The 19,701-nt window shown below is 70.6% G+C and carries 18 protein-coding genes; 13 read left to right on the forward strand and 5 right to left on the reverse strand.

Going from position 1 to position 19,701, the window contains the following annotated elements:
• Positions 1-89 precede the first annotated feature (89 nt).
• Entirely contained in the window at positions 90-1,355 is a 1,266-nt protein-coding gene (locus AB3X52_RS01335; RefSeq protein WP_367990897.1) for an MFS transporter, read from the forward strand.
• 70 nt (positions 1,356-1,425) lie between these two features.
• On the opposite strand, the gene AB3X52_RS01340 is transcribed toward AB3X52_RS01335, so the two are convergent.
• Positions 1,426-2,208 carry a sugar phosphate isomerase/epimerase family protein gene (locus AB3X52_RS01340; RefSeq protein WP_367990898.1) on the reverse strand — a complete coding sequence of 261 codons (783 nt, stop codon included), beginning with the start codon at positions 2,206-2,208 and terminating at the stop codon, positions 1,426-1,428.
• Positions 2,205-3,158, reverse strand: a complete 954-nt coding sequence (locus AB3X52_RS01345) for a Ppx/GppA family phosphatase (RefSeq protein ID WP_367990899.1) — start codon at positions 3,156-3,158, stop codon at positions 2,205-2,207. Before AB3X52_RS01345 ends, AB3X52_RS01340 begins: the two co-directional genes overlap by 4 nt.
• A gap of 86 nt (positions 3,159-3,244) precedes the next feature.
• Between AB3X52_RS01345 and AB3X52_RS01350 the strand changes: the two genes are divergently transcribed.
• The 3 genes from AB3X52_RS01350 (at position 3,245) to AB3X52_RS01360 (ending at position 5,520) form a co-directional block, all read left to right on the forward strand.
• Complete coding sequence (locus tag AB3X52_RS01350; RefSeq protein ID WP_367990900.1) at positions 3,245-4,006, forward strand: DUF3109 family protein; 762 nt, start codon at positions 3,245-3,247, stop codon at positions 4,004-4,006.
• A 123-nt stretch (positions 4,007-4,129) separates the two neighbouring features.
• Positions 4,130-4,786 carry a VOC family protein gene (locus AB3X52_RS01355; RefSeq protein WP_367990901.1) on the forward strand — a complete coding sequence of 219 codons (657 nt, stop codon included), beginning with the start codon at positions 4,130-4,132 and terminating at the stop codon, positions 4,784-4,786.
• Between the two features lie 41 nt (positions 4,787-4,827).
• A complete protein-coding gene (locus AB3X52_RS01360; RefSeq protein WP_367991027.1) occupies positions 4,828-5,520 on the forward strand; it encodes a class I SAM-dependent methyltransferase in 693 nt (230 codons plus the stop codon).
• Between the two features lie 15 nt (positions 5,521-5,535).
• Here AB3X52_RS01360 and AB3X52_RS01365 read toward each other — a convergent pair whose 3' ends face one another.
• Both AB3X52_RS01365 and AB3X52_RS01370 read right to left on the reverse strand, forming a co-directional pair.
• Positions 5,536-6,711, reverse strand: coding sequence for an NAD(P)/FAD-dependent oxidoreductase (locus AB3X52_RS01365; protein WP_367990902.1), 1,176 nt, complete (start codon positions 6,709-6,711; stop codon positions 5,536-5,538).
• A 28-nt stretch (positions 6,712-6,739) separates the two neighbouring features.
• The gene (locus AB3X52_RS01370) at positions 6,740-7,768 is read right to left on the reverse strand and encodes a LacI family DNA-binding transcriptional regulator (protein WP_367990903.1); all 1,029 of its coding nucleotides are present in this window, start codon (positions 7,766-7,768) and stop codon (positions 6,740-6,742) included.
• A gap of 142 nt (positions 7,769-7,910) precedes the next feature.
• Between AB3X52_RS01370 and radA the strand changes: the two genes are divergently transcribed.
• Both radA and disA read left to right on the forward strand, forming a co-directional pair.
• Positions 7,911-9,332: a DNA repair protein RadA gene (radA, locus tag AB3X52_RS01375; RefSeq protein WP_367990904.1), complete on the forward strand. Its 1,422-nt coding sequence runs from the start codon at positions 7,911-7,913 to the stop codon at positions 9,330-9,332.
• Positions 9,333-9,396: 64 nt separating this feature from the next.
• The gene (gene disA, locus AB3X52_RS01380; RefSeq protein ID WP_367990905.1) at positions 9,397-10,479 is read left to right on the forward strand and encodes a DNA integrity scanning diadenylate cyclase DisA; all 1,083 of its coding nucleotides are present in this window, start codon (positions 9,397-9,399) and stop codon (positions 10,477-10,479) included.
• Positions 10,480-10,490: 11 nt separating this feature from the next.
• On the opposite strand, the gene AB3X52_RS01385 is transcribed toward disA, so the two are convergent.
• Complete coding sequence (locus AB3X52_RS01385; RefSeq protein WP_367990906.1) at positions 10,491-11,300, reverse strand: hypothetical protein; 810 nt, start codon at positions 11,298-11,300, stop codon at positions 10,491-10,493.
• 159 nt (positions 11,301-11,459) lie between these two features.
• Here AB3X52_RS01385 and AB3X52_RS01390 point away from each other — a divergent pair, with 159 nt between their 5' ends.
• From AB3X52_RS01390 to AB3X52_RS01420, 7 genes are all read left to right on the forward strand, one after another.
• Positions 11,460-12,383 (forward strand): hypothetical protein, encoded by a 924-nt coding sequence (locus AB3X52_RS01390; protein ID WP_367990907.1) that lies wholly within the window; start codon positions 11,460-11,462, stop codon positions 12,381-12,383.
• A 124-nt stretch (positions 12,384-12,507) separates the two neighbouring features.
• Positions 12,508-14,604, forward strand: a complete 2,097-nt coding sequence (locus AB3X52_RS01395; protein WP_367990908.1) for an acyltransferase family protein — start codon at positions 12,508-12,510, stop codon at positions 14,602-14,604.
• A 182-nt stretch (positions 14,605-14,786) separates the two neighbouring features.
• Entirely contained in the window at positions 14,787-15,548 is a 762-nt protein-coding gene (locus AB3X52_RS01400; protein ID WP_367990909.1) for a sulfotransferase domain-containing protein, read from the forward strand.
• 19 nt (positions 15,549-15,567) lie between these two features.
• Complete coding sequence (locus AB3X52_RS01405) at positions 15,568-16,527, forward strand: DUF2334 domain-containing protein (RefSeq protein ID WP_367990910.1); 960 nt, start codon at positions 15,568-15,570, stop codon at positions 16,525-16,527.
• Positions 16,524-18,638 (forward strand): acyltransferase family protein, encoded by a 2,115-nt coding sequence (locus AB3X52_RS01410; RefSeq protein WP_367990911.1) that lies wholly within the window; start codon positions 16,524-16,526, stop codon positions 18,636-18,638. The genes AB3X52_RS01405 and AB3X52_RS01410 overlap by 4 nt, the downstream gene beginning before the upstream one ends.
• 73 nt (positions 18,639-18,711) lie before the next feature.
• The gene (locus AB3X52_RS01415; RefSeq protein WP_367991028.1) at positions 18,712-19,299 is read left to right on the forward strand and encodes an acyltransferase family protein; all 588 of its coding nucleotides are present in this window, start codon (positions 18,712-18,714) and stop codon (positions 19,297-19,299) included.
• Entirely contained in the window at positions 19,296-19,688 is a 393-nt protein-coding gene (locus AB3X52_RS01420) for a hypothetical protein (protein ID WP_367990912.1), read from the forward strand. The genes AB3X52_RS01415 and AB3X52_RS01420 overlap by 4 nt, the downstream gene beginning before the upstream one ends.
• The last annotated feature ends 13 nt before the right edge of the window (positions 19,689-19,701 follow it).

Consider the following 19,701-nt stretch of genomic DNA (forward strand, 5'->3'; position numbering starts at 1 on the left):
CCGGGCCAACTCCCGTCCCGCTGGTGTCCGCCTGGCTGAAATCTCACACTCCCGTGGCTGCGGCCCGGCCGCCGCCTAGCGTGGAGGTGATGTCACCGACGGCCACCCTCCCGAGCTCGCCCGACGCCGACGAGCGGGCCTGGACGGGCCACCGGCGCGGCAGCAGCGGATACCGCCGGATCCTGGTGGCGCTCGGCGCCGCCGGCGTCGCGACGTTCGCCCAGCTCTACTCGACCCAGGGCATCCTCCCGCTGGTCGGCAGCAGTCTCCAGGTGAGCGCCGCGGCCAGCGCGCTCACCGTCTCGTGTGCGACCCTCGGGCTCGCCGCGGCGGTCCTCAGCTGGTCGTGGGTCGCCGACCGGATCGGCCGCGCGCCGGCCATGAAGGTGGCGCTCGCCGCCGCGGCGGTCCTCGGGCTGCTGACGCCGCTGGCGCCGTCGTACGCCGCACTGCTGGCGCTCCGCGTCCTCGAGGGCGTCGCGCTGGGCGGTGTCCCGGCCCTGGCCGTGGCCTATCTCCACGAAGAGGTGCACGCGTCGCAGGCGGCGGTCGCGGCCGGAACCTACATCTCCGGGACGACCATCGGCGGGCTGCTCGGTCGCGTGGTCTCGGGCCCGTTCGCCGACCTCGGCGGCTGGCGGACGGGGGTGGCCGCGGTCGGGGTGATGTCGGCGGTCGCCGCGGTGCTGTTCCTGGTGCTCGTCCCGCCGGCCCGCGGCTTCACCCGGCCGTCCGGCCGACCGGAGGTCGGGGTCTGGCGCGGCATCGTGGTCAACCTGCGCGACCCGCGCACGCTCGTGCTCTACGCCCAGGCGTTCCTGCTCATGGGCGGCTTCGTCGCGGTCTACAACTACCTCGGCTTCCGGCTCGAGCGCTCGCCGTTCGGACTGCCGGTGACGGTCTCGTCGCTGCTCTTCCTCGCCTACCTGGCCGGCACCGTGTCCTCACGCGTCGCCGGCGGCCTCGCCGCCCGCCACGGCCGCCGTCCGGTCCTGCTGGTGTCGACGGTCGTGATGGTCGCCGGCGTCGCGCTCACGCTGCCCGACTGGCTGCCGACGGTCCTCCTCGGACTCGTCGTGATGACGGCGGGCTTCTTCGGCGCCCACTCCACCGCGTCGGGCTGGGTCGGCCACCGGGCCACCGTCGGGAAGGCCCAGGCGACGTCGCTCTACAACCTCTTCTACTACGGCGGTTCGAGCCTGTTCGGCTGGGTGGGCGGATTCGCCTTCCTCGCCGGCTGGTGGGGTACGGCGGGCATGGTCATGCTCCTCGCCGTCGTCGCGCTGGTCTGGGCGGCCCTCGGGGCGCAGCGGCGGGGTACTCCGGGACCTTCGCGTCGCTCTACTCGCAAGTAACCGACCGGAACGTCCCGGACTATCTGCTGGCCGCCCGGCGACACCCATCCGACGGCGACCGCCCGACCGGTCAGTCCGCGACGAAGTGCCGCCGCGCGAACTCGAGCGCCTCGCGGAGCTCGGCCTCCCGGGGTGCGCCCGGGGAGGCCTTCCGGGTGTTGATCTCGAGGATGATCTCGCCGTCGAAGTCGGTGCGCGCGAGGTGCCGCAGGAAGCGGTCGGCGCCCATCGTGCCGCGCCCGGGGACCAGGTGCTCGTCCTTGGCCGAGCCGGTGCCGTCGGTGAGGTGGATGTGGCGCAGCCGAGAGCCGAGACGCTTCGCCATCTCGATGACGTCGTCGTGGGCGATCGCCGCGTGGGAGAGGTCGATGGTCGTGTTGGCGTAGTCCTCGGTGGAGGGGTCCCAGTGGGGCAGGTACATCTGCATCCCGCGACGGCCGGTCGCGCGCCAGGGATACATGTTCTCCACGGCGTAGGCGAGCCCCGTGGAGGCCTCCAGCTTCGCGATGCCCTCGACGAAGGTGGCGGCGTACTCCTTCTGCCACCGGAAGGGCGGGTGGACGACCACGACCTCCGCCCCGACGGCCTCGGCCATCTCGGCGGACCGCTCGAGCTTGCCCCACGGGTCGGTCCCCCACACCCGCTGGGTGAAGAGCAGGCAGGGGGCGTGGACCGCGGAGATCGGGATCTCGTGATGGTCGGCGAGCTGCTTGACCGCGGTGATCTGCTGGGAGAGCGCGTCGATGCCGACCATGACCTCGACGGCGTCGTAGCCGACCGACTTCGCGTAGGCGAAGGCGTGGGCCGTCCCTTCCGGGTAGACCGACGAGGTCGAGAGGCCGATCCGCGTCACTGGGCCGCCCCGGGCTCGCCCCCGATGACCGAGAGCTGGTCGAGCCGCTCGAGGATCAGCCCCTCGCGCAGTGCCCACGGGCAGATCTCGAGGGCCTCGAGGTCGAAGATGTCCATGCACGCCTCGGCGACGAGCGCGCCGGGCACGATCTGGTGGGCGCGGTCGGCGCTCACGCCGGGCAGACCGGAGAGCTCCTCGAGCGACATCGCGAGCAGCTTCGGGATCCAGCGGCGCAGCTCGCCGAGCGGCAGCGCCCGGGCGACCCGGATGCCCTCCGCGCTCGGCGCCGCTCCACAGATCCGAGCCAGCGAGCGGAACGTCTTCGAGGTCGCCACCGCCATGTCGGGCGTGCCGGCCCGGATCAGCTGGCCGGCGTCCTGGGCGATCGTGGCCCGGATGGTCCGACGCAGCTCCCGCAACTCGTCCTCGCCGGGCACGTGGCCGAAGTAGGTGCGCGCGAGCCGACCCGCCCCCAGCGGCAGCGACCACGCGACGTCGGGCGCCTCGTCGGCGCCGCCGGCGATCTCCAGCGAGCCGCCGCCGATGTCGAAGACGGCGATCCGGCCGGCGGACCAGCCGAACCAGCGGCGTACGGCCAGGAACGTCAGGCGCGCCTCGTCCTCGCCGGGGAGCACCTCGATCACGACGCCGGTCTGCTCGCGGACGCAGCCGAGCACGTCCTCGGAGTTGACCGCGTCGCGCACCGCGGACGTCGCGAACGCGAGCATCTCCGAGCAGCCCTTGTCCTCGGCGACCTCCACCGCGGAGCGCACGAACGCGACCAGCGCCTCGACGCCGGCGGGCACGACGGCACCGGTCTCGTCGAGGTGCTCGGCGAGACGGAGCGGCTCCTTGAGGGAGTACGCCGGCAGCGGCGCGGCACCGCCGTGCGCGTCCACCACGAGCAGGTGACCCGTGTTGGAGCCGATGTCGAGCACACCCAGACGCATGACTCTCACGCTACCCGGGCAGGGGCCCGGGGCGGGGAAGGGCCGCCGAAGCCGTCGTGGATCCGGCCCCCACGTACGCTGGCCCGGTGCCTGAGGTGGACCTGGACTTCCCTCGTGCGTGGGTGGAGTTCGTCAACCCCGCCGACGCCGACGAGGTCATGCGCTGCGACCTCACCTGGCTCACCTCGTCGTGGACGTGCATCTTCGGCGGCGGCTGCGCCGGGATCTACCGGACCGCCCCCGATGTCGGCTGCTGCACCCTCGGCGCGCACTTCGCGGACGAGGACGACGAGCAGCGGGTCGCGGCGTACGTCGACCGGCTCGACGCCACGCTGTGGCAGCTGCGGCCGGACGGCGAGGTCACGGCCGACGACTGGATCGAGAAGGACGAGGACGGCGATCGCAAGACGAAGGTCGCCGTCGTCGACGGACAGCAGGCCTGCGTCTTCCACAACCGTCCGGGCTTCGCCGGCGGCACCGGCTGCGCGCTCCACCTGCTTGCCCTCCGCGAGGGGCTCGAGCCGCTGCAGACCAAGCCGGACGTGTGCTGGCAGCTGCCGATCCGGCGGACCTTCCGCGACGTGGAGCGCCCCGACGGAACGACGTACCTCGAGGTGACCATCGGCGAGTACGACCGGCGCGGCTGGGGTCCCGGCGGGCACGACCTCGACTGGTACTGCTCCGGCAACACCGAGGCCCATGTCTCCCCCGAGCCGGTCTTCCTCACGAACGCGGCCGAGCTCACCGAGCTGATGGGCCGGGCGGCGTACGACGAGCTCGTCCGCCACTGCGAGGCCCATCTGCGCTCCCGGTCGATGCTCGCGCTCCACCCCGCCGACCCGCACTGAGCCCACGGCAACCAGGCGCGCCGTGCCGACCGCCGCAGCCTACTGACGGGTATCCCTCTCTCGATGTCAAGAGACATCGACCCCCGATTCGCGTCACTCTCAGCGGGTGTTCAGAATCAGGACATGCGCCTGGACCACGTTTCGTACGCCGCAGGACCCGATGGCTTGGTTGGGACCGCCAAGCGACTCGGTGATCTCCTCGGCCAGGAGTTCGTCGACGGTGGAGTCCATCCCCGCTTCGGCACCCGCAACTACACGCTGCCCCTCCGCGGCGGCCTCTACCTCGAGGTCGTCGAGGCTCTGGAGCACCCCGCCTCCGACAAGGCGCCCTTCGGCCAGGCCGTGAAGGCCCGCTCCGCCCTCGGCGGCGGCTGGATCGGCTTCGTCGTCGCCACCGACGACATGACGCGCGTCGAGGAGCGGCTCGGCCGCAAGGCCGTGCCCGGCAACCGCCACCTCCCCGACGGCACCGAGCTGAAGTGGCAGCAGATCGGCATCAACGGCCTCATCGCCGACCCGCAGCTCCCCTGGTTCATCCACTGGGAGACCACCGACCTCCACCCCGGCAACGCGGGCTCCGACGTCACGCTCACCTGCCTGGAGATCTCCGGTGACTCCCAGCGGGTCAAGGACTACCTCGGCGAGAGCCTCCAGAAGCGGGTCGACCCGTGGACCGGCAAGCCGGCGGAGAACGTCGAGATCAAGTGGGTCGCCGAGCACGGCACCCCCGGGCTGCTGGCCGCCAACTTCATGACCCCGCTCGGCGAGGTCCGGATCTGACGGGTCGGCAGGGCCCCGAGGGGACCATCCCCTCGCCCAACATCTGGCGCCACCCGGCGACCTACGAGGTCGAGAACCGTGCCGTCGACCCGCACGGTCGGCTCTGGGCGGCGCTGGAGCAGGTGGCGGAGTCCGCCGGCGGCTGGGCCGGTCGCGACCTCCTCGACCTCGGCTGCGGCTCAGGCTTCCACCTGCCGCGCTTCGCCACCGCGTCCGAGACACACGCCGGCGCCCGCACCGTCACCGGCGTCGAGCCGCATCCCGACCTCGTGGCGCTGGCCCGGCGGCGTACGCGACGGCTCTCCAACGTCACCGTGCGGCAGGGCGTCGCCCAGGCGCTCCCCCTCCCGCCGGCGTCGGTGGACGTCGTCCACGCGCGCTGGGCCTACTTCTTCGGGCCCGGCTGCGAGCCCGGCCTGGCCGAGCTCGACCGCGTCGTACGCCGTGGCGGCGTCGCGATGGTCATCGACAACGACAAGAGCCGCTCGACCTTCGGCGCCTGGTTCCGACAGGGCTACCCGTGGCTGCCGTCGGCCGACGAGATCGAGCGGTTCTGGTCGCGCCGCGGCTGGACGCGGGTGCCGGTCGACATGGGCTGGTCGTTCGAGAGCCGGGCCGACCTCGAGGCCGTCGTACGCATCGAGTTCGACCCGGCCAGCGCCGACCGCATCCTCGCCCACCACGAGGGCACCGAGGTCGACTACGCGGTTAACCTGTGGTGGAAGCGGTTCTGACCCTCCCGGGGAGGGTCACCGCAGGTCGGTGAGCTCGTCCGGGTCGACGACGGTGCCGACCATCGCGCGGAGCACCTGGTTGACGTCCCAGATCCCGACGTTCATGCCGGCGGTCACGCGCTTCCCGTCAGGACCGTCCTGGAGCCAGTAGGCGATGAACTGGCTGCCGCCCTGGTCGCCGCGCACGACGACCTCGTCGGAGGCGGAGCCGCGGCCGACGTACTCCATCGAGAACTCGAACTGGTCGGTGTAGAAGTAGGGCAGCCAGTCGTAGGCCACGTCCTGGCCGAGCATCGCCCGTGCCGCGAGCCGGCCCTGCTTGATCGCGTTGTCCCAGTGCTCCACCCGCAGCGGCCCGAGGACGGTGTTGGTGGCGAGCGCGACGTCACCGGCGGCATACACCTTCGGGTCCGAGGTGCGGAGGTGCTCATCGACCTCGATGCCCTGCGAGACGCGCAGCCCGGCGGCCTCCGCGAGGCCGACCTCGGGGACGGCACCGACGGCGAGGACGACGACGTCCGCGGCGACCTTCCCCTCGCTGGTCACGACGCCGTCGGGCTCGATCGCCTCGACCCTGACGCCCGTGCGGATCTCGACGCCGTGCTGGATGTGGAGGTCGACCAGGTAGCGCGCGAGGTCGGGACCCAGGACGTTCAGCAGCGGCAGCTCAGCCACCTCCAGCACGACCGCCTGCGCGTCGTGGGCCCGCGCCGCCGCGGCGACCTCGAGACCGATCCAGCCGCCGCCGACCAGCACCACCCGGGCGCCCGGTGTCAGAGCCTCCTTGAGACGACGGGCGTCGGCGACGGTCCGAAGTCGGACGGCGGACTCCGCGCCGGGCAGGTCGGGGACGCGGGGGCGGGCGCCCGTGGCGAGCAGGAGGGCGTCGTACGGCAGGGTGTCGCCGTTGTCGAGCGCCACCGTGGCGCCGGCGAGGTCGAGCGCGGTCGCGGTGACGCCGGTCAGCAGGCGTACGTCGTGCTCGGCGTACCAGTCGGCGTCGTGGATCAGGGCGAACTCGGTGTCCCCCTTGAGGAACTCCTTCGACAGTTGCGGCCGCTCGTACGGCGGCTCCGGCTCGGCCCCGACGACGGTCAGCGCCCCGTCGTACCCCTCCTCGCGAAGCGTCTCGACAGCCTTGGCGGCCGCGAGGCCGGCCCCGATCACGACGATGTTCGACAGCATAGCCATGGGCCCATCCTGTCGGGTCGGGCCCGGCTCAGGAAGAGCCACGCACCATGAGGGCCGGTTTGAGCATCGCCCCGGGTCCGACGTACGACGGCGTCGCGAGCAGCCCCTCGAGCGCCTTCACGATCTCGCTTGCGGCCTCCTCGAGCGGCTGCCGCACGGAGGTGATGCCGGGCGGGACGGTCTGCGCGACCTGGGAGTCGTCGAAGCCCACGACCGCGATGTCCTCCCCCGCCCTCAGGCGGCGGTCGTAGAGCGTGTGCAGCACGCCCATCGCGAGGGTGTCGGAGGCGCACACGAAGGCGGTCGGCCGGGCCTCGTCGAGCAGCGCGGCGGCGGCCATCCGGCCCGAGTTGACGGTGTCCTCCACGCGCGAGGCCAGCCCGGTGGTGGCGAGCCCGCGCGAGCGCATCGCCCGGGTCCAGCCGGAGCGACGCTCCTCGCCGACGAGGGAGTCCTTGCGCCAGCCGATCCAGGCGATCCGGGTGTGGCCGCGGTCGATGAGGTGGGTGGTCGCCAACTCGGAGCCGTGGGCGCTGTCGATGTCGACCCACGGGTGGCGCGCCTCGGCGTTGCCCCATGGCCGCCCGAACGCGACGAACTGCGCGCGTCTGGCGTGCAGCCACTGCGCCTGCGGGTTGCCGAGATAGGTGTCGGTCACCACGAACGCGTCGACGGCGGTGGAGCGGAGCAGGTCGTCATAGCCGGCGAGCGGGTCGGCGCTGTCGCCGTCGAAGAGAAGCACGTGATAGCCCGCCGCACCGGCGGTCTCCACCAGCGAGTGGACGAAGCGATCCATCAGGGCGTTGGCCGTGCCCTCCTGGACGGGGGGCAGCCGGAGCCCGATCAGGTGGGAGGCGCGGGTCCGCAGGCTCCGGGCCGCACGGTTGGGCTGGTAGCCGAGCTGCTCGATGGCAGCCTGCACGCGCGCCAACGTGTCCGCACGCAGCAGATCCGGGTTGTTGACCGCGTTGGAGACGGTCTGGCGCGAGACGCCGGCGAGCTCGGCGACGTCGGCGAGCGTGGGCGGGGTCGACATCCGACCAGGCAGACGCGACACCGGCCTCCTCCTTCGCGCGCTGGGGCGTGCAGTTGAACGTTCCAACCAAGCATATCGACGCCGCGCCGACCACGGGCGCGGATGCCGCGTGCCGGGAGCGCCGTCGCCGCGGTTGTCGGTGCTCTCCCCTAACGTTCCCGGCATGGCGAAGACGAGTGCACCGCGCGCGACCTACCGCTGCTCCGAGTGCGGCTGGGAGACGGTCAAGTGGGTCGGTCGGTGCGGCGAGTGCCAGGCCTGGGGCTCGGTCGCGGAGGTGGCCGTGGCCTCCGGCCCCGCGGGGCGTACGCCGGCGTCGCCCGTCACCTCCGCCGCGGTGCCCATCGGCGAGGTGTCGGTGACCGAGGCCGGCTTCCGCTCCAGCGGCGTCCCCGAGCTCGACCGGGTGCTCGGTGGCGGCCTGGTGCCGGGCGCCGCGATCCTGCTGGCGGGCGAGCCGGGCGTCGGGAAGTCCACGCTGCTGCTCGAGGTCGCGGCCCAGACGGCGCGCTACGGCCGTCGGACCCTCTATGTGACCGGCGAGGAGTCGGCGTCCCAGGTGCGGCTGCGTGCCGACCGGACGGGAGCGATCCAGCCCGAGCTCTACCTCGCCGCCGAGACCGACCTCGGCGCGGTGCTCACCCACATCGAGCAGACCCGGCCCTCGCTGCTGGTCGTCGACTCGGTGCAGACCATCGGCGCGGCCGGGGTCGAGGGCGTCCCGGGTGGAGTCACCCAGGTCCGCGAGGTGGCGGCCGCGCTCATCCGGGTCGCCAAGACCCGCAACATCACGACGATGATCGTGGGCCACGTGACGAAGGACGGCTCCATCGCCGGCCCCCGGGTGCTGGAGCATCTCGTCGATGTCGTGCTCGGTTTCGAGGGCGACCGGGAGTCCCGCTTCCGGATGGTGCGGGCCATGAAGAACCGCTTCGGCCCGGTCGACGAGGTCGGCTGCTTCGACCTGTCGGCCGATGGGATCGTGGCCGTGACCGACCCGTCCGGGCTCTTCCTCGGGACCCACCACGTCGCCGTGCCCGGCACCTGCGTCGCGGTCACGATGGAGGGCCGGCGACCGCTGCTCGCCGAGGTCCAGGCGCTGACCACCCCGACCGCCCAGGAGCGTGCCGCGCGGACGACCTCGGGACTCGACGCGAAGAGGCTCGCGATGATCCTCGCGGTGCTGCAGCGCCATGCCCGGATGCAGCTCCACGGCCGCGACGTCTTCGCCTCGACGGTCGGCGGCGCGCGGCTCGCCGACCCCGCCAGCGACCTCGCCCTTGCCGTCGCGCTCGCGTCCTCGACGTGCGGCACACCCACCCCGCGCGGTGTCGTCGCGCTCGGCGAGATCGGCCTGGCCGGCGAGCTGCGGCGTGTCCGCGACCTCGACCAGCGCCTCGCCGAGGCGGCTCGGCTGGGCTTCACCGTCGCGGTCGTCCCGGCCGAGCCGGGACCGGTCCCGGCGGTGCCGAAGGAACGCGCGCTCGACGGCATGCGGGTCTTCGAGCTCCACGACGTCTACAGCGCGCTGGAGTTCCTCCGGCTCACCCAGCGGCCCCGGATGGGCACGGGCTATGACGAATGATCGAGGCTGACGCTCTCGTGGGCGCGGGGCCACTAGACTCAGCGCACCCGAGGAAAGGACCGCTGTGGCCACGGACCGCCCGTCGGAGACGAGCCGTCTCCGCGAGACCCTGGCGCTGATCGCGCCCGGGACTCCGCTGCGTGACGGCCTCGAGCGGATCCTGCGCGGTCGCACGGGTGCGCTGATCGTCCTCGGCCACGACAAGGTGGTCGACGCGATCTCGACCGGCGGCTTCGACCTCGACGTCCCGTTCACCTCCACCGGCCTGCGTGAGTTGGCCAAGATGGACGGCGCGATCATCATCGACACGGGCATCACCCGGATCGTGCGGGCCGCGGTCCATCTCATGCCCGACCACACCATCCCGTCGGAGGAGACCGGCACCCGCCACCGCACCGCCGACCGGGTCGCCCGCCAGACCGGCCTTCCCGTGATCTCGGTGTCGCAGTCGATGCAGATCATCGCGGCCTACGTCGGCGAGACGCGTCACGTGCTGGAGGACTCCGGCCAGATCCTCACCCGCGCCAACCAGGCGCTCGCGACCCTCGAGCGCTACAAGCTGCGTCTCGACGAGGTCGCCTCCACGCTCTCCGCGCTCGAGATCGAGGACCTCGTCACCGTTCGCGACGTCGCCGTCGTCGCGCAGCGCCTCGAGATGGTGACCCGCATCGCCCGCGAGATCGAGGACTACGTCCTCGAGCTCGGCACCGACGGCCGGCTGCTCTCGCTCCAGCTGGAGGAGCTCATCACCGGCGTCGACGCCGAGCGGGAGCTGGTGGTCCGCGACTATCTGCCTCGCGGCCGACGCGCCCGCAGCCCCGAGGAGCTTCTCGAGCAGCTCGAGAGCCTCTCCTCCACCGAGCTGGTCGACCCCTCGTCGACGGCGCGCATCCTGGGCCTCTCCAGCGGCGACGCGCTCGACGGCGCGGTCGCGCCGCGCGGCTACCGCCTGCTCGCGAAGGTGCCGCGCCTCCCCGGGGCCGTCGTCGACCGTCTCGTCGACCACTTCGGGACCCTGCAGAAGCTGCTCTCCGCCAGCGTCGACGACCTCCAGGCCGTCGAGGGCGTGGGCGAGCTGCGGGCCCGGTCGGTGCGTGAGGGGCTCTCACGGCTCGCGGAGTCGACGATCCTCGAGCGCTACGTCTGACTCAGCCCGGCTCAGCGCTTGAGCGGGGATCCGGTCGGCGAACCGTACGGCGTGAGCGTCGACGTCACGCTCTGGCTGGGTGTGCCGCTCGGGGTGCCGGAGGGACCCGCGCTGTCGCTGGCGGATCCGCTCGGCGTCTCGCCCGGCACCCCGAGCACGAACGTGCCGGAGGCCGGCTCGCCGCCGAGCGCGGTCGCCGAGATGTGGTAGTTCCCCCGCACCGCCCACGGGGTGTGGACGGAGCAGGTCTGGTCGGAGCGGTGACCCAGCCAGCTGAGCGACACGTCGGTCACCGCGTCGCGGTAGACCGTCACGTCCGAGGACGGCACCGCCTTGGGACAGTCGAGCGTGGACCAGACGGTGCGCCCACCCTTGCTGATCCGGACCTGCAGCGCGTCGGACGAGACGCTCCACGTGCACGCCGGGGTCGTCTGCGTCTTCAGCTGCAGCGTGACGGTGACCGGGCTGCCGACGTACGCGTCGGTCACGCTCGGGGTGACGACGACGTCGGACGGTGCGCAGTCGCCCGTCGGCGTGGGCAGGGCCGTGGTCGTGGGTGCGGTCGGCGCCGTCTTGCCGTGCTTCCCGGACCCATCAGCGGGTACGCCGGCCCCGGACGTCTCCTCGGAGGGCGTGACCGTCACCGTCACGGCCGGGCTCGAGCCGGCCGCGACCTGCTCGGCCGCGCGGTCGGTCCGTCCGTCGCTGCCACCCCCGAGGACCTTCGCGATCACCACGACGAGCAGCAGCCCGAGCGTGACGATCACGAGGCGGCGGCGCCAATAGACCGAGGACGGCAGGGGTCCACGTGTCAGCGCCATGGCGGCGACTTTAACGATCCGGCGACGCTGATCGGAGGTGCCACTCCGTGGGTCGTGCACGGGGGGATCCGACCGTCGAGGGGCCTTGGCGGCGCGAGCATCCGCGACCGGGACGACTAGGCTCCCGCCAGCACCGCTCAACTCCTCGCTGAAGGACGCATGACTGACATCTATCTGCACGTCGGGGCACACAAGACGGGCAGCACCTATCTCCAGCACTGTCTCTACAACAGTCCGGCATTCTTCGCCGCCCAGGACTGCACACTCGTCACGCACCCGGATTTCCCCGACGGCACCCCTCCGCCGGAGGTCATCGATGACATCGTCCAGTGGCGCCGCAATCCACTCGATGTCCCGGCGCCTGAGTCGCTGGCGCGGTTCTTGGACCACCTGAAGGGTCTTCCGACGAAGTCGGCGCTGTGGACCTACGAGGGCTTCCTCGGCGAGATGAACCTGTCGGTCACCCCCGCCCTCTACGGACGCGCGCCCGGGATCGTGCGTTCGCTCGGTGAGCTCCTCGACGGCACTCCCACCAAGATCGCCTTCACCGTCCGGAGCTTCCCCGACTACATCGAGTCGAGCTACAAGTGGGTGATCCGCAACAACCGGAGCATCAGGTTCGAGCGCTACCTCGACAGCATCGATCTCGACCGCCTCACCTGGAGGCCCGCCGTCGAGGCGCTGCGGAACACCTTCGGCGACGACAACGTCCTGGTGACGTCGTACGAGGCGTACCGCGCCGACAGCCCGGCCGGCAACCACCAGATCCTCCGTCACTTCTTCGGCTCCGACGTCGATCTCAGCCAGTTCAACAACCTCGACAACGTCGAGCACAACCGATCCCCGAACGCCAAAGCACTCGAGTTCGCCCGACTGGTGCACGCGGCGCTCCGGCGCGCCGAGGTGATGACCCTGGAGGACCGACGCTATGTGAACAAGCGTCTGGTCGGCTTCATCAACGACACCTTCACGGCCGAGCTCGACCCCGAACCGCCCCTGCTGATGGATGCTGACCTCAAGCGCGAGCTGCATGCTCGCTACGTCAAGGAGTGCCAGGAGCTGGGCATCTCGCTCACCGGGTAACCCTCCGGGCCCCTTCGTTGGGCTCTGGCCGGGCCGCCCACGCGCGACTCACGAGCAACTTGGCCGCGTCCCGGAGCGCTCTGTACCGTCCAGGCCAAAAAGCAACCTCCAGGAGTCTCTCCGCATGTCCCACGTGCCCTTGAGCACCAAAGGAACTCGTGTCGACATCCAGGGACTCCGTGCGGTCGCGGTGTCGCTCGTCGTGATCTACCACCTCGCGCCAGCGCGACTGAGCGGCGGCTTCGTCGGCGTCGACGTCTTCTTCGTCATCTCGGGCTTTCTGATCACCTCGCACCTGATCGCGAGGCCGCCTCGGGCACCGCGGGATCTCCTCGCCTTCTGGGGGCGCCGGATCCGACGCCTGCTGCCCGCCTCGCTGACGGTCCTGACGGCGACGCTGATCGCCTCCCGGGCGATCCTTCCCGATACCCAGTGGGAGTCGACGGCACAGCAGTCGAAGGCGGCGGCTCTCTACTTCGTGAACTGGCGGCTCGCCCACGACGCGGTCGACTATCTCGCCGCCGAGTCCGCGCCGACCCCGGTCCAGCACTTCTGGTCGCTCTCCGTCGAGGAGCAGTTCTACCTGGTTTGGCCCGTTCTCATCCTGCTGCTCGGCCTGCTGGCAGTGCTCACCCGGCAGGGCACGAAGACCTGGTTCGCGATCGGCCTCGGCGCGGTTGTCATGGCCTCCTTCGCCTGGTCGATCCACGAGACCGCCACGAATCCCCCGGCGGCGTACTTCGTCACGCCGACCCGCGTGTGGGAGCTGGGCGCCGGCGGCCTGTTGGCGCTGGCGAGCAGCACCGGCATCCTGTCCGGACTCGCCGCTCGGGTCCGGATCGTCCTCGCCTGGTGCGGCCTCCTCGGGATTCTCGCCGTAAGCCTGATCTACACCGGCAACACCCCCTTCCCCGGGTGGGAGGCCGGCGTACCGGTGGCGGCGGCAGCGCTGGTCATCCTCGCCGACGCTCCGACAGGCGGGTTCTCACCATTGATCGGCCTCGGCGTCCGGCCGGTGCAGTGGCTCGGAGACGTCTCGTACTCCGTCTATCTGTGGCACTGGCCGCTGATTGTCCTCATCCCGGCGATGCTGCACCACGGTCGGACACGGGCGGACGCGGTCGTCATCCTGGTGGTGTCCCTGCTTCTCGCCGCGGTGACCAAGCGATGGGTCGAGGACACCTTCCGAACGGCCGCGTGGAACAGGCGCCTGATCCCGACGTACGCCATCGGCGCGCTGGGCATGGCCGTCGTCGTGGGGCTCAGCACCAGCGTGATCAGCCAGGTCCACCACCTCGAAGCGATCAACAAGCACCAGCTGGCGGCAGCCCTCCTCTCCGACGACCCTTGCCTGGGCGCGGGATTCAACGACCCTGCGCACCATTGCACGACGCCGAAGGGAGCCCCGATCCCGACCCCGGCCCTCGCAGCTAAGGACAAGTCGAACGCCTATCCCGAGGTATCCCACGGCAAGGACTGCTGGTCCTACGTTCCCGACTTCCCGTCGATCACCTGCGAGTTCGGCGACCCCCATGGGTCGGTGCACGTCGCCCTCACGGGGAATTCGCACGCCGGCCACTGGCTGCCCGCGTTGGAGAAGGTCGCGAAGCAGCGCCACTGGCGGGTCACGACCTACCTCGCCTCGCGGTGCGCGCTCTCCGACGTCGAGCAGACCTTCGACACCCACGCGGACGCGCAGAGCTGTCAGCGTTGGGTGCAGAACACCACCCGGACGATCGTCAAGACGCACCCTGATCTTCTCGTCATCTCCAACCGGATATCCGTGACCACGTGGGGTGCATCGTCGCTCCACGACAGTCTCCCGGCCTACCGAAAGGGCTACCAGCGCACGCTCCGGCAGTTCACCGAGGCGAAGGTGCCTACCGTGGTGTTGCGCGATACCCCGGCCCCGGTCGGTACGGGGATCAACGTGCCGGACTGCGTCGCCGAGCACTCCGACGACCTCGACGCCTGCTCGGCGCCGGTCGCCGAGTGGCTCCCGCCGGACCCGTCGATCCCAGTGGTCAGGCGACTGCACAGTCCCTGGCTGCACGCGCTCGACTTCACCGACCGCATCTGTGACGGCGACGTCTGCCACGGGCTCGTGGGCGGGGTCATCGCGTACTTCGACGGCTCTCACATGACCGCGACGTTCAACCAGACCCTGGCTCCGTATCTCGGCCCCGACCTGGCGGCGCTGGTCAAGAACCACGTCCGGTAGTCCGGCGCTCAGCCACCTCGCGATACACGCACTCTCAGAACGCCAACCGCCCAGGCATCGATCCGAGGCGCCACACCGAGCAGCCGACGACGAGCCGTGCAGCCCACCTTTTCACGAGGCGGCGGACCGCCGGTACTCTTGCCGCGGTCAGCCCACCACCGACCGCCGGGAGGAGCCAGGCCGTGCAGAGCATCGCCGCGCCCAGCGAGGAGGACCGCGTCCTCACCCACGCCTTCCTGATCGGGGGGATGAAGTGCGGCACGTGGACCATGTTCAAGCTGCTGCGCAAGCACCCAGCGATCGCTGCGTCGAAGCCCAAGGAGCTCAAGTACTTCACGAACTCGGCCTTCGGCGAATGGGATGACTACCACGCGAACTTCGACATCAAGCCGCGGACGAAGGTCCTCCTCGAGGGAACGGTGCAGTACTCCCGTCACCCCGACACGAAGGACTCGGCCTACAAGATCAGCCGGTTCGACCCGAGCGCGCGCTTCATCTACCTCATGCGTGACCCGGTGGCCAGGATCGAGTCGCAGCTGGCCCACCGCATCGCCCGCGAGGAGATCGACCTCACCGACCAGGCGCGGCGGCGCGAGCTCCAGAAGGCGATCTCTTTCAGCCAGTACTTCACCCAGGCGGGCGCGTTCGCCAGCATCTTCGGCCCCGAGCAGATGTACCTGCAGACGTTCGAGCACTTCGTCCGCAACCAGGTCAGCGTGGTCGAGGAGATCTTCGGCTTCCTCGGCGTGAAGGTGCCGGACGGCGTGGAGGCGCTGCCTCCCCAGAACGTCCGGCGCGCCGACCACGGCGCGGACAGGTTCGCGCTGACGGCTGAGGAAGAGGACATGATCCGAGACTCGCTGCACGACGAGGCTCAAAGCCTCACGACGGCGTTCGGTATCGATACGAGCGTCTGGAAGCGGTTCTGGGTCGATGGTCAGTGAAGAGAGGGCCGATCGAGGCATGCCTCAGGTGTTGATCAAGGCGGACGACCTCCGTGTCGGCGCGCTGTCGCCGCGCTGGCGTGCCTTTCTGGAGTTCTGCGCGGAAAAGGGGATCCACGCGAACGTCGGGATCATGGGCGGATGGACGCAGAAGGGCGGCGACGACGACCACCCCAAACCCGCGGAGGCCAAGGAGATGCTCTCCTGGCTGCTGGCCCAGCCGACCCTGCACATCTGGAACCACGGCTTCACCCATCTCGGGGACCGCGACGCCGGCACGTCGGAGTTCAAGGGCGCCTCCGCCGAGGCGCAGGCGCTGGCGATCCGCAAGACCCAGGACCGCGTCGAGGCGCTGTGCGGAGCGCGCATGAACGCCTTCGGGGCGCCGTTCAACTGGACCGACCACAACACCGTCGTCGCGTTGCAGCAGTTCCCCGAGATCACATACTCGTTCTATACGCCGTACGTCCCCGGGAAGGTGAACCTCCACCACGAGCTGTTCGTGACGTGCGAGCCATTCGCGGGTGAGTCCAAGCCGGGTGCTCCGCGGCGGTTCGCGCTGGAGCAGGCGCTCGCGAGGAGCCAGCACTTCCGCGACGTGGGCCGCAGCTTCGTGCTCCAGGTCCACCCGAACCGTTGGGTCGAGGGCTCGCTCCAGGACTTCGCCACGTTCCTCGAGACGCTGACCGCTCAGGGCTACGCGGCCGGCACCATCGAGTCATTCGCGGAGCAGGACCTCTTCGCCGGCCCACAGACCAGGGCTCGCCCGCTTCCCCACCGGATGGCGGGTCGCAATCAGACGAACGCTGCGTCGGCCGGCGCCGCCACGAACCCACCCGCACGCACGTCGACGCCGCAGGTGACCGCGGCAGCGGTCGAGACGCCGAGCGCTCGCCCCCACTGGACGCAGAAGGTGCCCACGTCGCTGCGACGCGCGGTTCCGGAGGCATGGCGGAAGCGCCTGCGCGGAACCCGATGACCGCAACGGGAGTTGCCTCCGAACGGCCGGCGCGCACCGCCCGTCCGTCGTCCCCGACCCGTACCGACATCCAGGGGCTGCGCGCAATCGCGGTCAGCGCGGTCGTGCTCTACCACTTCTGGCCGCGCCGGCTGACCGGCGGTTACGTCGGCGTTGACGTCTTCCTGGTGATCTCGGGATTCCTGATCACCACCCACCTGCTGCGCCGACCGATCGCCACGGGGCGTGATCTGTTGGGCTTCTGGGCGCGCCGGATCCGGCGCCTGCTGCCGTCGGCCTGTCTGGTGTTGGCGGTCACGCTGGTCGCCTCGATCGCCTGGGCACCCGACACCATGCTCCGGCGCATCGCCGAGGAGGTCCTGTCGGCCGCCCTGTACGTCGAGAACTGGTACCTCGCCTGGGCCTCGACCGACTACCTGGCCGCGGCCGAGGCCCACACGCCGGTGCAGCACTACTGGTCGCTGTCGGTCGAGGAGCAGTTCTACCTGGTCTGGCCGCTGCTCTTCGGAGCGATCGCCTTCGTGAGCAGCCGCAAGCGTGCCCTGGCGAGGTGGCTGCCGCTGGCCGTCACTCTGGCGGTGACCGTCTGCTCGCTGGCCTACTGCGTCCACCTGACAGCGACCGACCCTGCGCCTGCGTACTTCGTCTCCACCGCCCGCTTCTGGGAGCTGGCCGTCGGCGGGATGCTCGCCTCCCTCGTCGTGCGCGGCGTCCCCTGGTCCCCTCCTCCTGCGCTGCGGGCCGCCACCGCGTGGGTCGGGCTCGGCATGATCGGCTGGGCCTGCGTGGTCTTCACCCCAGCGACCGAGTTCCCGGGCTGGGCGGCCCTGTTGCCGGTGCTGGGCGCGGCCGTCGTGATCGCCGCCGACGCCGACGATGTCTCCTGGGGCCCGGGGCGGTTGCTGGCGCTCCGTCCGGTGCAATGGCTCGGCGACGTCTCCTACCTGATCTATCTGTGGCACTGGCCGATGCTGGTCATCACGCCGTTCGTGCTGGGTCATGCGCTCGCCTGGCCCGAGAAGATCCTGCTCGGCTGCCTGACCCTGCTGCTCGCCGCGATCACCAAGCGGCTCCTGGAGGATCCGGTCCGGTTCAGCCCTGCGCTCCTACGTCGGCTGCCGGCCAACTTCGCCGTGCTCGCCGTCTGCGTCGGCCTTGTCGCAGCCGTGGCCGTGCCCACCATCGCCTCGTCGGGAACCAGCCTCTCCGACATCAACCGGCAGTCCGCACAGGCGCAGAAGGAGCTCGGCATCTGCTACGGCGCGGGCACGGCCCGGCACCCTGCGCAGTGCGGCGACATCGGCCAGAGCGTCCTCACCGACCCGGTCGCCGCGAAGAACGACCTGCCGTTCGTCTATCGCAAGAGGTGCCGGAACACGCCGCCGTACGACACCCAGATCACCTGTCAGTTCGGGGCGAAGGATCCCAAGGTCCGCATCGCCCTGGTCGGCAACTCGCATGCCTCGCACTGGGTGCCGGCGCTGCAGCGCATCCTTCGGAAGAACCCGGACGCGCAGGTCACCACGTACCTCACCACCGTGTGCTACACGGTGGACCTGCCGGTCTATCGGGTGAGCGTCGCCGGAGACTGCCAACGCGTCGCACGGTGGCAGATCAAGGCTGTCGCTCAGGGCCACTACGACATGGTCGTGATGTCGAACCGCACCGAGGCGGACATCAGGGGCGTGCCACCCGCGCAGAAGGTCGCCGCCGCCCGCAACGGCTATCGCGACGCCCTCCGGAAGTTCCAGGCTTCGGGCGCCGGCGTGGTCGTCGTACGCGACACGCCGTTCATGGTGAACTCGGTGCCGGATTGCATCGCGGCGCACAACCTGGACTGGGAGCAGTGCCGCGTCCCGCGAACACGTGCCGTCGAGCCCGATCCCGCGGCGCAGGCAGCAGCCAGTGTGCAGGGGGTCCAGGTCGTCAACATGACGAACGTGTTCTGTGACGACTCCCTGTGCAACCCCGTCGTGGGCCGGACGATCGCGTACGCCGACGACGGTCACCTGACGGCGAGCTTCTCGCGGTCGCTCGCCCCGGAGATCTGCGACGGCATGGCCGCGTCGACTTCCAAGCCTCTGGTCAGCTGTCGCGGGCTCGAGTTCTAAAGCGCCATCTCGACGACCGGCGAACGCTCATCCCGCCCGCCCTGCCCTCGGCCGTCGTAGCCGCGATCCGTGGCTGGACAACATCAGGCTGCTGGCGATCGTCCTCGTCGTGGTCGGGCATGCGATCGGGTCGAGCAAGGGCATCAACCCGACAGCCGACACCATCTCCACCTTCGTCTACCTGTTCCATATCCCGATGTTCGCGTTGGCTGCGGGCTGGACCGCGCAACGACTGACGGCGTCCTTCACCGGGCTCGCCAAGATGACCTGGCAAGTGCTGGTGCCCTACGTGGTGTTCCAGTCGATCGCCATCGTGCTCGGCCGCTGGGACGGCAACGGCACTCCGTGGCAGTACGCCACGCCCGCGTTCGCCCTCTGGTTCCTGGTCTCGCTGTTCCTGTGGCGCCTGCTCGCCCCGTGGTTCCGCAGCAACGCGTACGGCGTCGCCGCCGCTGTGCTGGTCACCCTGCTCGCCGGCTTCGTGCCCGCGATCGGTGAACCGCTGTCGTTGTCCCGCTGTGCTTCTTCCCGGCCTTCATGGTCGGAGCGACGTACGGCGACCACCTCCGCGACTGGCTGGACCGTCGCAGCATCCGGATCTTCGGCGCGGCTCTCCTGGTCACCGCCCTGGTCTACTGCGCGCTGTTCGCCGACACGATGAACCGCAAGCTCCAGCTGGGGCGCGACGACTACCATGCGCTCGGCATGGGCGGGCTCGAGGGTGTCTGGGCCCGGTTCCTCACCATCGCCGTGGGCATCGTGCTAGCACTGGCGTGTATCGCGATCGTGCCGCGCCGGCGGCTGCCGATCACCCACCTGGGGGCATTCACGCTCTATGTCTGCCTGTTGCACGTAGTGATCCGGCGGGTTCTGCTCGCGCTGAACCTGTTGCCGCATGCGGCGAACGCACCAGAGCTGATCGCGCTGGTGCTCGGCGCGACGGCCCTCGCGCTGATGCTTCCCTCCGCTCCCGTAAGGCTGGTCACCAGGCCGCTCGTGGAGCCGGTCTGGCTCCGCGACATGCTCCGACGCCCCTCGCGCACCCACTGATCAGCGGCCTCTG

Origin of the sequence: Nocardioides eburneus (assembly GCF_040838215.1) — a bacterium.
GTDB classification, from domain to species: Bacteria; Actinomycetota; Actinomycetes; order Propionibacteriales; family Nocardioidaceae; genus Nocardioides; species Nocardioides eburneus.